Here is a 14,402-nt window from a genome sequence, read left to right on the forward strand (position 1 = left end):
TGTACATGCTTTTGGCGATGTGCGAGACGCTGGAGCAATACACGCCACAGGAGCTGGCGGGTTTCGCTAAAGAAGCCATCGGCTGGGTGGCCAGCCGAAGACTTTAGAGATGTGTAGATACCAATGCAGCGATGGGGCCGGTGCGGGCCGTTCAAGATTGTCAGGCACTGCGCGCCTGTAACAGCTGCGCCGCACACAACGCAATCCGCGCACAGGCATCTGCCAGTTTCACCCGATCCACCACCAACCCGATGCGAATATGCCCCGCCGCACTCGGCCCGAACGCTTCACCGGCCAGCACCGAAACGCCATAACCTTCCAGCAATCCTTCGGCAAACGCCTGGGCACCGAGCCCGGTCTGGCGCACATCGACCATCACGAACATCCCGCCATCCGGGCGGATCGGCTGCAACCCCGGGCAACCGCGCAAGCGCTCGCACACCAGATCCCGCCGTAGACGATATTCCTCGCGCATCTGCGTCACTTCCGGCAAATCGCTTTCCAGCGCCACCTGCGCCGCTTTCTGCACAAAGTCCGGCAGCCCGAACAACATGCTCAATGACAGATTGACCAGATGTTCGGCCAAGGATTTTGGCCCGATCATCCAGCCGATACGCCAGCCGGTCATGGCATGGGATTTCGACAGGCTGTTGATCGTTGCCGTCCGCTCGGCCATGCCGGGCAGACTCGCCGGACTGATGTGCTCGCCTTCATAAAGCAGCTCGCTATAGACCTCGTCGCTGATCAGCCACAAGTCGTGGTGAATGCACAACGCCGCCAACTCCTGCCAGATCAGCAGCGACAGGCTCGCGCCGCAGGGATTGTTCGGACTGTTGAGCAGCATGGCGCGGGTTTTCGAGGTGATTCGTGCGGCGACATCCGTGGGATCGACACGAAAGCCGTTTTCCGGACGCACCGGCACTGGCACCACGGTCGCACCGCAAGCGCCGAACACGCCTTCGTAGGTGACGTACATCGGCTCGGCGACGATCACTTCGTCGCCCGGATCCAGCAGGCATTGCGCCACTGAATACACCGCGCATTGTGCGCCGGGCATGACAATCACATGGTCGGCGTCAACGACTTGGCCACTGCGTCGGCGATGGCGAGCGGCAATCAACTGGCGCAGGGCCAAGCGACCGCGCACGTCGGAATAATGTGTATCGCCCGCCAGCAGACTGTCGATGGCGCCGTGGACAATCGGCAGCGGTGTATCAAAATCAGGATCACCCACGCTCAGCAGCAGAATATCGACACCCTCGGCGCGTAACTCCAGCGCTCGGTCATGAATCTGCCAGGCCGCTGCTCCCTCGCCGGCGATTCGTTGGGTCAAGGCTGAATAGCGCATGTACGTCTCCTGATTGCGCAGTCTCCAGCCTTCACCCTATCTCAAATCACAAAACGCGCCACCATGGCATTCAAATCCACCGCCAGACGCGACAGTTCGTGGGTTGCTGCGCTGGTCTGATTGGCGCCTGCTGCCGATTGCGTGGCCAGATCGCGAATGTTCACCAGGTTGCGGTCGACTTCGCGAGACACCTGCGCCTGCTCTTCCGAGGCGCTGGCGATGACCAGGTTGCGTTCGTTGATCTGGTGGATCGACTGGGTGATCTGTTCCAACGCGACGCCAGCAGCACGGGCCATTTCCAGGGTGGACTGGGTGCGCTGGTTGCTTTGCTGCATCGAGGAAACCGCTTCACCGGTGCCGTTCTGGATGCCGGCGACCATCTTCTCAATCTCTTGCGTCGACTGCGCGGTGCGATGGGCCAGTGCCCGCACCTCGTCCGCCACCACGGCAAAACCACGCCCGGCCTCACCGGCACGGGCCGCTTCAATGGCGGCGTTGAGCGCCAGCAGGTTGGTCTGTTCGGCGATGGCGCGGATAACGTCGAGCACCTTACCGATGTCACGACCTTGCGTGGCAAGACCTTCGATCATTTGCGCGGTGTTCTGCACGTCGTGGGTCATGGTCTGGATCGCGTCGACGGTTTTCACCACTTGATCGCGGCCTTCACGGGCGGCGTGGGTCGACTGATTGGAGGCTTCGGAGGTCGACACGGCGTTACGCGCCACTTCTTCCACGGCAGCGGTCATCTCGTTGACGGCAGTGGCGGCTTGTTCGATTTCATTGTTCTGCTGTTGCAGGCCACGGGACGCTTCTTCTGTCACCGCGCTGAGCTCTTCGGCGGCGGCGCCCAGTTGCGTGGCGGAACCGGCGATCTGCTCGATGGTTTTGCGCAGGTTGGTTTGCATCGCCGCGAGGGCTTCGAGCAAGCGGGCAGGCTCGTCCTTGCCGTCGACTTCGATGAGTTTGGTCAGGTTGCCGTCGGCAATGGTCCGCGCAGCCTCGACGGCACGGTTCAGCGGCGTGACGATGCTGCGAGTCAGCAAGAGCGCCAGCAACACGGTGGCCAGCGCAGCAACCACGGCGACGATGACGATACCGGTGATGGCGCTGTCGTAATGTTCGCCAGCCTTATTGGAAGCAGTTTTCGCATCGGCAGCGTTGATCGCGATGAGCTTGTTGAGTTGCTCACCCATCTGGTCGGTGCCGTCCTTGATCCGCGTGTTGATCAGGGTACGCATCTCGTCAACTTTGTCCTGACGCGACAGCTCCAGCATCTGGTTTTGCGCTTGCAGGTAGTTGTCCAGCGTCGTCGCGAACGTCTGGTAAATCGCGCGTTCTTCCGGGCCGGCCGGCAGCGCGGCGTACTTGGCCTGGCCGCTGCGAACCTTGTCCACCAGAACGCCGATGCGGGTTTGTGCTTCTTGCAGGGCGGCCGGGTCGCGGTTCACCAGAACCCGGAACGACAGGATGCGCAGACGCAGGACGTTTTCCGTGACGATGGCAAGCTGGGTCACGCTGGGTAACTGCGTCGAGTCCATCTCGACTGACGCCTGACGGATGATCGTCATGCGGTTCACGGCGAACACGCCGAGCACGACTACCAGCAGGGCAATAAAGGCAAAACCGAGGAAGGCACGGGGCGCGATATTCAGGTTACGCAAGGACATAGTTGGACTCTCGGAAGATAGAAACTACGAGCGTCCATGCCGTGATCACTGACCCGTGGGGGGCGGGCTTCAGTCCGGCGTCACTGTTTTTGGGATTCTTGTGCGCGCCTATTGGCTGTATCGGCCAGGCTTTAGGAAGGTTGCGTGTAAAGAGCAAATATTTTTCTGGGTGTTACACCATTGAAACACCGCGCGCACGCCCCGTGTAGGAGGTTGGTCAGGGTTTGGTGGAGAGTCGCCAGACTCGAGCGATGTCACACGCTCGCTCGCGCAGCAGAAGCGGCGCTTGCGCGCAAGCCTGCTCCAGCGTCATCGGTCCGCTGGTCACGGCGAACGCAGAATCAATGCCATGAGCGTACAGCTCCTGATAACCCTCGCCCAATGTCCCCGCGATGACAATCACCGGGACGTTGTGTTGTTTGGCAATCCGCGCCACGCCGAACGGGGTTTTGCCGCGTAACGTCTGCGCGTCGAACCGTCCTTCGCCGGTAATCACCAGATCCGCGCCTTTGATCGCCTCGGCCAACCCGACCAACTCGGCGACCACCTCGACCCCGGCCTGAAACTGCGCACCGAGAAATGCCTTGGCGGCAAAACCCAAGCCACCCGCCGCACCGCTGCCGGGCTCGTCGCGAACATCTTTACCCAAGGCTTGCGCGCTCAGCTCGGCGAAATGCCCCAACGCTTGATCAAGTTGCTGCACTTGCGTCGGCGATGCACCTTTCTGCGGACCAAAAATCGCCGAGGCACCGTGTGGGCCGCACAACGGGTTGTTAACGTCGGCGGCGATATCGAAACGCACTTGCGCCAGACGCAGGTCCATTTCGCTCAAGTCCAGACGCGCCAATTGCGCCAGCGCCAGGCCGCCGGGCACCAACGCCTGACCTTGTGCGTCCAGCAACTTCACCCCCAACGCCTGCATGGCTCCGGCGCCACCATCATTGGTGGCACTGCCGCCGATCGCCAGAATTACCCGTTGTGCCCCGGCATCCAGCGCTGCGCGAATCAGTTCGCCGGTGCCGAAGGTGCTGCTGATGCACGCATCGCGCTGCCCCGGCGGCACCAATTGCAAGCCGCTGGCCTCAGCCATTTCAATGATCGCGGTGTGGTTATGCGGCAACCAGCCCCACGCGGCGTCAACCGCTGAACCCAACGGGCCACGCACGCGGGTGCGGCGCAACTCGCCTTCGCACGCGGCGAGAATCGATTCGACCGTGCCTTCGCCGCCGTCAGCCATCGGGCATTTGATGAGTGTGGCCTGCGGCCAGACTTGCGCCAGGCCCAGAGCAATGGCCTCGGCGACGCCCTGGGCACTCAGGCTGTCCTTGAACGAATCGGGGGCGATGACGATCTTCATGCGAATTCTCCAGTTCCAATGCTCATCATGCTGCCAGTCGGTCTGCGCATTGACGCCGGTCCGCTGCACAATGGGCGCAGGCGTTTATTGTTCATTTCTACAAAAGCCCTGGAGTGGATGCTGAATGTGCCGGCGCCATCGCTGGCAAGCCAGCGATGGCGTCTTCAAAAACACCTCATGCAGAGGGTTCAGTTTGCGGCAGCAATTGCACCCCAAGATATAGCGCCAACATCCCTTCCAGCCTCAACGGATCCACCCCACTGATCTCGGCAATCCTTTCCATCCGATAGCGCAGGCTATTGCGATGAATCCCCAGTGCATCGGCACACGCCTGACTCTGCCCATCGTGATCGCACCAACTGCGCAACGTCGCCAGCAACTGGCCGTTGCTGTCCTTGGCGATCACCTTGCGCAGAGGCTTGAGCAGTTCATCGAGCGCATCGTCGTTGCGATGCCGCCAGAGCATCACCGGCAAGCGATAGCGATTGAGGGTCAATAGACGTGAATGCGGCAATACCTCGCGGCCATAGGCAAGCAAATCGCCCACCCGGCGATAACAACGACGCAACCCGCTCAACCCATCCGCCTGCCCACCCACGGCAATGCGCAGGACGTTCCAGCCCAGGCCGTCGAGTTTCTCCAGCAAGCGATCATGCTCGACGTTGTGGCTCGCCGGCCGACACCACAGCAGCGAAGTCTTCGCCGAGCTTACGCACCAACTGTCCGGATAGCGTGACATCAGCCAGGCACTCAGCGCCTCGACGGTTTGCCCCGGGCCATGTTCCAGCCCCACCTCGAACAGATACGGCACCCGTGTCAGTTGCGGTTTGAGGCCGAGTTGCTGCGCTTCATCGACCAGCCGTGGTGAATCTCCCGCCTCGCTTAACAGCAGCGCCAGCAGATCATCACAACGTTGACGCCGCCATTGCTGTTCGGCCTGCTGATTGCGTTGACCAACCAACATTTCCGCCGTCATGCGCACCAGTTCGGCGTAGGTGCGCAGTTGTTCCGGTTCACCGGTGATGCCAAGCACGCCGATCAGACGCTGATCGAGCAGCAACGGCAGGTTGATCCCCGGCTGCACGCCTTTCAAATGCTGGGCTGTCGGCGCGTCGATTTCGACCACCCGACCGTTGGCCAATACCAGTTGCGCGCCTTCATGTCGGGTGTTGATCCGCTCCGGTTCGCCGCTGCCGAGGATCAGCCCCTGGCTGTCCATGACGTTGACGTTGTACGGCAAAATAGCCATGGCCCGGTCGACGATGTCCTGCGCGAGGTCGTGATCGAGTTCGAACATGGTGGGCAAGATCCTTAAAAACGGGGCGGACGGTTGTTCACGCGCACAGGGCTTGGCGGCAAACCCTGTGCTCAGGCACAAAGACAATCCGGCCAAAGGTGGCCGAGACTCTCAGGGCGATCAACGTTACCCTTTGCATCGCAAAAAATCATAATAAAGAGAGAGCCGCTATGTCGCAGAGCGCCGCAGCTACCCAGACCATCGATGACGGTAAAAACGCCGTTTATAAACGCATCACCCTGCGTTTAATCCCCTTCATCTTCATCTGCTATCTGTTCAACTACCTCGACCGGGTAAACGTTGGATTTGCCAAACTGCAGATGCTCGACGCGCTGAAATTCAGCGAAACCGTCTACGGCCTCGGTGCCGGTATTTTCTTCATCGGCTACGTGCTGTGCGGCGTACCGAGCAATCTGGCGTTGACCAAATTCGGTCCTCGGCGCTGGATCGCGCTGATGATGATCACTTGGGGCACACTGTCGACGTGCCTGTTGTTCGTCACCACCCCCACCGAGTTCTACACCCTGCGCCTGTTCACCGGTGCTGCCGAAGCCGGGTTCTTCCCAGGCGTTGTGCTGTATCTCTCGCAGTGGTTCCCGACGTTCCGCCGTGGCCGGATCATGGCGTTGTTCATGTCGGCGATCCCGGTGTCCGGTTTGCTCGGCAGCCCGTTTTCCGGCTGGATTCTCAACCATTTCGCGGCGGGCCAGGGCGGTTTGGCCGGCTGGCAGTGGATGTTCCTGCTGCAAGGCGTTCCGACCGTGATACTGGGTGCGCTGGCGTATTTCCTGCTGAGCGATAGCTTCGCCAACGCCAAATGGCTGACCCCACACGAGCGCGCCGTGCTCGAAGCGGATCAGGCCGAAGACTTGGCGAACAAGCCAAAAACCACATCTGATTCACTGCTGGCGGTATTCAAGAACCCGGCGATCTGGGCGTTTGGCCTGATCTACTTTTGCATCCAGAGCGGCGTGTACGCGATCAACTTCTGGCTGCCGTCGATCATCAAGAACCTCGGTTTCAGCGATAACCTGGTCATCGGCTGGTTGAGTGCGATTCCTTACCTGCTGGCGGCAGTGTTCATGCTGGTGGTCGGGCGTTCGGCAGACCTGCGCCAAGAACGTCGCTGGCATTTGGTGGTGCCGATGCTGATGGGTGCGATTGGTCTGGTGATTGCGGTGAACTTTGCTGCCAACCCGGCGATTGCGATTCTCGGTTTGACCATTGCGACCATGGGCGCCCTCACCGGCCTGCCGATGTTCTGGCCGGTGCCGACGGCGATGCTCAGTGCAGGCGCGGCAGCGGGTGGTCTGGCGTTGATCAACTCGATGGGGCAGATGGCCGGGTTCCTCAGCCCGTATCTGGTGGGTTGGGTCAAGGACAGCACCGGGTCGACCGATGCGGCGTTGTATCTGCTGGCGGGTGTGATTGTCGGCGGGAGCCTGCTGGCGTTGCGGATGACGCGGACGTTGCGGGTTTGATTTAGAAGATCAAACGATCGCAGCCTGCGGCAGTTCCTACAGTCGGTGTAGGAGCTACCGAAGGCTGCGATTTTTTGCTGTCAGGAAAACGCATCCAACTCAATTACTAATCCACCCGGCATCTGCACAAAGATCTGCCAGATCCCCTCGCCCGGCACTTGCGCCAACTGGTACGGCAATCCACTCTCACGCACCCGCCGCAACACAGTTTCCGCCGGCTCATCGGTGCGAAACGCAATGTGGCTGAGTTCAGTATCATCGAAAGTCGGCTGCTCGATCACATGCACCACGGCGTGCGCGTCCTGATACAGCCAGCGGCCGGGAAACGGAAACGGCGGCCGGCGCCCCGGCGCCAGCCCCAGCAATGCCGCGAAATTGTCCTGCAACGTCTGGCCGTCAGCGGTGTTGAAAGCCAGATGATCGAATGTCCACGTCATGCTCGTCTCCTGCGGTTATTCACTGATTGCAGTATCCACACTTGCCAATCACGGAAAAATCCCGCTAAAACGCAAAGATCTTTAAAGGATTTTTACCAATGAGCTCGATTCTCGATCTGGAGATCTTCGTCCGCGTCGCCGACTCCGGGAGCATTTCCGCCGCCGCCCGCGCATTGGAGCTGACACCGGCCGCCGCCAGCATCGCCTTGAAGCGTCTTGAAACCCGCCTCGGCATACGCCTGCTGGCGCGCTCCACCCGCAGCATGCGCCTGACTGAAGAAGGCCGGCGCTATCTGGAAAGTGTGCGCCTTGCCCTCGCGACACTGGCCGAGGGTGAGCAGGCGCTCAAGCAGCAGAGCGAAGGCCTGAGCGGCGTACTGCAACTGGCGGCACCGTCGGACTTCGGGCGCAATGTGTTGTTGCCGTGGCTGGATGATTTCAAACGCGAACATCCGCACGTTCAGTTGCAACTGCTGCTGAACGACCGCCATGCCGATCTGTTTCGTGAAACCGTGGACGTGGCGCTGCGCTTCGGCGTACCGAGCGATTCGACGCTGGTGGCGTTGCCGATCCTGCCTGAGCATCGTCGCGTGGCTTGCGCCAGTCCAGCCTATTTAGCCCGTCATGGCACACCGCGAAACCCGAGCGAATTAACGAAGCACAGTGCCCTGCTCTACTTACGCAATGGTCGGCCTTACAACACCTGGCGTTTCAGTCGCGACGACGAAACGCTTGAAGTCGAAGTCCATGGCGACTATCTCAGCGACGACGGCGAAGTCGCCCGCCGTTGGGCACTGGCCGGGCATGGCATCGCTTACAAAGCCTGGCTCGATGTCGCCGAAGACGTGCGTGCCGGGCGACTGATGACCTTGTTCGATGACTGGCAAGGTGAAAGTGTGCCGTTCAATTTACTCTGCCCACATCGGGTGCAGGTATCGGAACGGGTCCGTGTGTTGCAGGCGTTTTTGCAGGCACGCTGCCGAGGCTTGAGCCGATAATTCACTTTGCCGCGTCGCACGCTTCTGATATTTGATTAAGGCATTCCCACCGACAAAAGGATTTTGGCATGAGCTATCGCACACTGGGCCACTCGGGGTTGCAGGTGTCCACCCTCACCCTCGGCACGATGATGTTTGGCGAACAGACCAGCACCGAGGAGTCATTGCGCATCATCGACAAGGCCTGGGATCAGGGCATCAACTTCATTGATACCGCTGACGTGTACACCAATGGTCGCTCGGAAGAGATCGTCGGCGAAGCGATTGCCGGCAATCGCCATGAATGGGTCTTGGCGACCAAGGTGGGATTCGGCCCGGTGGACGGCGTACCAAACCGCAGCGGTTTAAGCCGCAAACATATCTTCAACGGACTCGATGCCAGCCTGACTCGGCTCGGCACTGATTACCTCGACATCTATTACCTGCACCGCGAAGACCACAACACGCCACTGGAAGTGACGATCTCGGCGATCGGCGACCTGATTCGTCAAGGCAAGATTCGTTACTGGGGCCTGTCGAACTATCGTGGCTGGCGGATCGCCGAGGTGATTCGCATCGCCGACAAACTTGGCATTGATCGCCCGGTAATCAGTCAGCCGCTATACAACATCGTTAACCGTCAGGCCGAGACTGAGCAGATTACCGCTGCGCAGACGTATGGTCTGGGTGTGGTGCCTTACAGCCCACTCGCCCGAGGCGTACTCAGCGGCAAATACGCGCCAGACGTAACGCCAGACGCCAACAGCCGTGCCGGGCGTCAGGACAAACGCATTCTGGAAACCGAATGGCGGGTGGAGTCGCTGCGCATTGCCCAGCAGATTCAACAATACACCGAGGGCCGTGGCATCGGCATCGTCGAGTTTGCGATTGCCTGGGTGTTGAACAACAGCGCAGTCACGTCGGCAATCGTCGGGCCTCGTACTGAAGCGCAGTGGGACGCGTACACCAAGGCGCAATCGGTGAAGATCACGGCGGAGGATGAAGCGTTTATCGATTCGCTGGTGACACCAGGCCATGCCTCGACACCGGGGTTCAACGATGTAAGCCATTTTGTGTCGGGTCGCAAACCGCACCGGACTTAAGATTTTTCCCTATCCCTGCAACAGCCGATACAATCGGGTGTTTTTTCATTGAATCGAGCACGATCAAACGGAATCAGTGATCGTTCGGACATCGCCAGGGATTAATCATGTTCAATCGCCCCGTTGAGGTATCAAAAAAGTCTTTGCGTGGGCTGCTGTTTAATCTACTCGGCGAGAAAAAGCAGTGGCGTCAGCCCGTTGCGGCCGTAACTGCCGGGGATCGCACGCCCTCCATTAATTACCGCGCTGATGTTGATGGACTTCGCGCAATCGCTGTTCTGCTCGTACTGATTTTTCACGGCGGACTGGCGCTTTTCCCCTCCGGTTTTATTGGCGTCGATATCTTCTTCGTGATTTCGGGGTATTTGACGACCTCGATCATCCTGAAGTCGCTGAACAACGGCACATTCACTTTTTCCGGGTTTTACACGCGTCGGATCTGGCGATTGCAACCTGCCGTCATCGCGTTGCTGGTAGCGACACTAATCGTCACAACGCTGCTGTACCTGCCCGATGACTATGTCGACTTTCTGAAAAGCGAAAAGTACACATCGTTAATCATCTCCAACCAGTACTTCTCCAAAGTGACAACGGGTTACGCCACGCCCGATGCGGCAAGTCTGCCGCTGTTGCACACCTGGTCGCTGGCTATCGAATGGCAGTGGTATTTGGTTCTGCCACTGGGGATGTGGTTGATCAACCGTTATGTGGCGAAAAAAGCCTTCAAAGCGACGGTCTTCGCTTTGACCGTGGCGGCAATGGCACTCGCGTTGTATCTGTCTTACGCGCACCCCGAAAAGAACTATTACTTCTTCACCGCGCGAATCTTTGAATTGATGATCGGCTCCTGCGCCGTGATCTTCAGCACGGACAGGTTCAGACTCAATCGCCTCAGCGCGTCCCTGCTCTGTGCGCTCTCACTCGCCACTATTATCTACTGCGCTACCCGGGTAGATATTGTGTCGGGTTTTCCGGACTACTACGCCATTGCCGTGTGTCTCGCCACCGCAGTGCTGCTCTTTCAGGGCATAGGCGACGCCAGCATCACGTCAAAATTGCTGGCGTTCAAACCTCTCGTGTTTATTGGCACGCTCTCTTACTCCCTGTACCTGTGGCACTGGCCGATTCTGGCGGTGATGACTTACTTGGGCATCGCCCTCACGCCGATGATGACGCTCGTCTACTTCGTCTCCACCTTCGTGGTTGCCTGGCTGTCCTTTGTGCTGATTGAAAACAGATATCGAAAAGCCCGGGCTGGTTTTACCAAAACCCTGGTAGTGCTGATGATTTTGCCTGCCATCTGCCTGTCGATCCTCCACTCAGCCAGCGATAGACACGAGGGTTGGCCGAACCGCTTCAACGAAGGCTACACCAACCTGTTCAACGGTTTGAAAGCGGCTGTTCCGGTGAGCCGTGAGGGTTGCCTGGGTGTCAGCGATGGTGCCGATCCCGGCTGCCTGATGGGCAGCGCGCAGGCAGCGCCGCAAGTACTACTGATGGGTGATTCGTTTTCAAATCACTACTGGGGCTTTGTTGAAACACTGGCGACGGATGCCAATCTTTCAGTTCTTGTTCAGGGTTACCCGGCATGTCTGGCGCTGCCCGGAATCTATTTGTACAACTGGAATAAATACAAGAACGCGCTTTATCAAAAGTGCCACGATGCCGCCCAGCGCTACTACGCCATGATCGCGAAGAAGCATTTTCAGTATGTGATTGTTGGCCAGTTCTGGGAGGCCTATCTCACCGATGCCATCGTCACCAAACTGGATGACCCGCGCAGTTATGAACTGTCGCAACAGCGCCTGGGCGTGGCGATCCGTGAAGCCCTGGATATCATCGTCAAATCGGGAGCTACCCCAGTCTTTTTGGAGAACACCCTGCCAATGCCGCCGGGTATCAACGAGTGCCTGTTAAAACAGGTCAAGTTGCGGGGTTTGATGGGGAGTGCCGAGCAAAGCCGTCTCTGCGCTACGGTGCCATGGGCAGGCGATAAAGACCCCGTGCTGGAAAAACTCTTCAATGACCTGACGGCCGAATATCCGACGTTGATTGTCATCGATCCAAAAAGCACGCAATGCAAAGACGGTACTTGCGTGACGATGGTCGACGGTTTGCCGGTCTACCGTGACATCGGCCACGTGACCGACTACGCCTCTTACCGGTTCGGGGAGATGTACCTCAAGCGCTATGGCAATCCGCTGAAGGCCAGGCCGTAAAAACTGACTACGCTTGTGTGTGTGGCAAATAATGAGCATCTGGCCAATATTCAGCACAAAAACCACGTATCCTTCGCGCCCCGTTTGATCACCCACTCGCGAGGACAGTTTGTCTAAAGGTATCGCTCTATCGGTTTCAGCCTCGGTGCTGTTTGCCGTCATGTATTACTACACCTCGCTGCTCACCCCATTGAGCGGCGTGGAAATCTTTGGCTGGCGGATGCTGCTGACGGTGCCGTGCATGACCGTATTCATGCTGGTGTCCGGGGAATGGCGGCGGGTACTGGAGTTGGTTCGCCTGATGGCTGCGAAGCCGAAACTGATCGGAGGGCTGATTGTTTCGGCCGGCCTGCTCGGCGTGCAGTTATGGCTGTTCATGTGGGCGCCGCTCAACGGCTACAGCCTCGATGTGTCGCTGGGCTACTTCCTGCTGCCGCTGGCCATGGTGCTGACCGGGCGGATTGCCTATGGCGAGAGCCTGTCGTACCTGCAAAAGGTTGCGGTGTTCTTCGCAAGTCTGGGTGTGTTGAACGAGTTGTATCAGGTCGGCGGATTTTCCTGGGCGACGCTGGTGGTCGTGGTCGGCTATCCGTTGTACTTCGTGCTGCGCAAATACCTGAAAACCGACAACCTCGGCGGCTTGTGGGTTGATATGACCCTGATGCTGCCGGTGGCCTATTGGTTTGTTCAGGGCGGCGAGCAAGGCCTGGCCGTGTTCGACCAGTATCCGGGGTTGATGTGGCTGATTCCGCTGCTCGGCCTGATCAGTGCTTCGGCGCTGGTGGTTTACATTATTGCCAGCCGGTTACTGCCATTCAGTCTGTTTGGTTTGTTGAGTTACGTTGAGCCGGTGCTGTTGCTCGGTGTGGCGTTGTTGCTGGGTGAAAGCATCAAGTCCGGTGAATGGTTGACGTACATTCCGATCTGGTTGGCCGTCGTTGTGCTTGTCTTCGAAGGCTTCAAACATTTGATACGTCAGCGCCGTCCTTAAATCCAACACAAAAAAATCCCAGCCCTGCATCACTGCAGGCCGGGATTTTTCATTTCAGTAGCCGGTTACTCGGTCGCGAGTACGCCACGACGCACCTGGTCACGCTCGATCGATTCGAACAGCGCCTTGAAGTTGCCCTCGCCGAAACCATCGTCGCCTTTACGCTGGATGAATTCGAAGAACACTGGCCCCATCAGAGTTTCCGAGAAGATCTGCAGCAGCAGACGCTTGTCGCCCTGCTCCGACGAGCCATCGAGCAGAATGCCGCGCGATTGCAGTTGATCAACCGGTTCGCCGTGGTTCGGCAGGCGGCCTTCGAGCATTTCGTAATAGGTTTCCGGCGGCGCGGTCATGAAGCGCATGCCGATTTTTTTCAGGTGATCCCAGGTCTTGATCAGGTCGTCGGAGAGGAATGCGACATGCTGGATGCCCTCGCCATTGAACTGCATCAGGAACTCTTCGATCTGCCCGGCACCCTTCGACGACTCTTCGTTCAGCGGGATGCGGATCATGCCGTCCGGCGCAGTCATCGCTTTCGACGTCAGGCCGGTGTATTCGCCCTTGATATCGAAGTAACGAATTTCGCGGAAGTTGAACAGCTTCTCGTAGAAGTTCGCCCAGTAAGCCATGCGACCGCGGTACACGTTGTGGGTCAGGTGATCGATGATCTTCAGGCCGGCACCGACCGGGTTGCGGTCAACGCCTTCGATGAAGACGAAGTCGATGTCATAGATAGAACTGCCTTCGCCGAAACGGTCGATCAGGTACAGCGGCGCACCGCCAATGCCTTTGATCGCTGGCAGGTTCAGTTCCATGGGACCGGTTTCGATGTGGATCGGCTGGGCGCCGAGTTCCAGTGCGCGGTTGTAGGCCTTTTGCGAATCCTTGACCCGGAACGCCATGCCACATACCGACGGGCCGTGCTCGGCTGCGAAGTACGAAGCAACGCTGTTCGGTTCGTTGTTGAGGATCAGGTTGATCGCGCCCTGACGATACAGGTGCACGTTCTTGGAGCGGTGGGTCGCGACTTTGGTGAAGCCCATGATCTCGAAGATCGGCTCCAGCGTGCCAGGAACAGGCGATGCGAGCTCGATGAATTCAAAGCCCATCAGGCCCATTGGGTTTTCGTATAAATCTGCCATGGTGGCGCCTCATCATTTCTTATCAATTAACCAGGGTTATTTGTCAGTAATGCTGAGACCGGTGGGTGGCGCGCAGGAGATGCCACGCACACTGCGGGCGAGGAAGTCACCGTAGATCAGTTGAAACCCGAATATCTTCATTGTCGACCCAAGGCTCTTGCGGGCGAGGCTTCTGCTGCCAGAAGACGATTATTATTGTATGCGTAACCCGATTCTACACAGCGTAAATAGGGTTGTCTGCCCTCTCTATAAAATCCGCTTTTTTGGCGCTGGTGCAAGGAGATTGTTGCTAACGTATATTGCCCTGCATTCCGCACATCCCCGGCAGATGGCCAGCGCGGCTACTTATAGAGTTGGCCGCACGCATAGCTGACGATGAGCGG

11 protein-coding genes are annotated in these 14,402 nt (G+C 58.6%); 5 read left to right on the forward strand and 6 right to left on the reverse strand.

What is annotated here, in order from left to right:
- Nucleotides 1-160: 160 nt before the first annotated feature.
- The 4 genes from IAI51_RS19075 to IAI51_RS19090 form a co-directional block, all read right to left on the reverse strand.
- Nucleotides 161-1,348, reverse strand: a complete 1,188-nt coding sequence (locus IAI51_RS19075) for a pyridoxal phosphate-dependent aminotransferase (protein ID WP_187679894.1) — start codon at nt 1,346-1,348, stop codon at nt 161-163.
- Nucleotides 1,349-1,389: 41 nt separating this feature from the next.
- A complete protein-coding gene (locus IAI51_RS19080; RefSeq protein ID WP_187679895.1) occupies nt 1,390-3,015 on the reverse strand; it encodes a methyl-accepting chemotaxis protein in 1,626 nt (541 codons plus the stop codon).
- 217 nt (nt 3,016-3,232) lie between these two features.
- Nucleotides 3,233-4,372 carry a glycerate kinase gene (locus tag IAI51_RS19085; RefSeq protein ID WP_187679896.1) on the reverse strand — a complete coding sequence of 380 codons (1,140 nt, stop codon included), beginning with the start codon at nt 4,370-4,372 and terminating at the stop codon, nt 3,233-3,235.
- Nucleotides 4,373-4,547: 175 nt separating this feature from the next.
- Nucleotides 4,548-5,669 (reverse strand): sugar diacid recognition domain-containing protein, encoded by a 1,122-nt coding sequence (locus IAI51_RS19090; protein WP_187679897.1) that lies wholly within the window; start codon nt 5,667-5,669, stop codon nt 4,548-4,550.
- 170 nt (nt 5,670-5,839) lie between these two features.
- Between IAI51_RS19090 and IAI51_RS19095 the strand changes: the two genes are divergently transcribed.
- Nucleotides 5,840-7,150 (forward strand): MFS transporter, encoded by a 1,311-nt coding sequence (locus IAI51_RS19095; protein ID WP_187679898.1) that lies wholly within the window; start codon nt 5,840-5,842, stop codon nt 7,148-7,150.
- An 80-nt stretch (nt 7,151-7,230) separates the two neighbouring features.
- Here the strand turns inward: IAI51_RS19095 and IAI51_RS19100 are convergent, their stop codons facing one another.
- Nucleotides 7,231-7,587 carry a hypothetical protein gene (locus tag IAI51_RS19100; protein WP_187679899.1) on the reverse strand — a complete coding sequence of 119 codons (357 nt, stop codon included), beginning with the start codon at nt 7,585-7,587 and terminating at the stop codon, nt 7,231-7,233.
- Between the two features lie 98 nt (nt 7,588-7,685).
- Here IAI51_RS19100 and IAI51_RS19105 point away from each other — a divergent pair, with 98 nt between their 5' ends.
- The 4 genes from IAI51_RS19105 to rarD all read left to right on the forward strand — a co-directional run bounded on the left by IAI51_RS19105 (nt 7,686) and on the right by rarD (nt 12,877).
- The gene (locus IAI51_RS19105) at nt 7,686-8,585 is read left to right on the forward strand and encodes a LysR family transcriptional regulator (RefSeq protein WP_187679900.1); all 900 of its coding nucleotides are present in this window, start codon (nt 7,686-7,688) and stop codon (nt 8,583-8,585) included.
- Nucleotides 8,586-8,653: 68 nt separating this feature from the next.
- Entirely contained in the window at nt 8,654-9,667 is a 1,014-nt protein-coding gene (locus IAI51_RS19110) for an aldo/keto reductase (RefSeq protein ID WP_187679901.1), read from the forward strand.
- A gap of 107 nt (nt 9,668-9,774) precedes the next feature.
- Nucleotides 9,775-11,886, forward strand: coding sequence for an acyltransferase family protein (locus tag IAI51_RS19115; protein ID WP_187679902.1), 2,112 nt, complete (start codon nt 9,775-9,777; stop codon nt 11,884-11,886).
- 109 nt (nt 11,887-11,995) lie between these two features.
- A complete protein-coding gene (gene rarD, locus IAI51_RS19120) occupies nt 11,996-12,877 on the forward strand; it encodes an EamA family transporter RarD (RefSeq protein ID WP_187679903.1) in 882 nt (293 codons plus the stop codon).
- Between the two features lie 65 nt (nt 12,878-12,942).
- On the opposite strand, the gene hppD is transcribed toward rarD, so the two are convergent.
- Complete coding sequence (hppD, locus tag IAI51_RS19125; RefSeq protein WP_123531147.1) at nt 12,943-14,019, reverse strand: 4-hydroxyphenylpyruvate dioxygenase; 1,077 nt, start codon at nt 14,017-14,019, stop codon at nt 12,943-12,945.
- Nucleotides 14,020-14,402: the final 383 nt, after the last annotated feature.

Source organism: Pseudomonas sp. N40(2020) (assembly GCF_014472415.1).
Taxonomy (GTDB): Bacteria; Pseudomonadota; Gammaproteobacteria; order Pseudomonadales; family Pseudomonadaceae; genus Aquipseudomonas.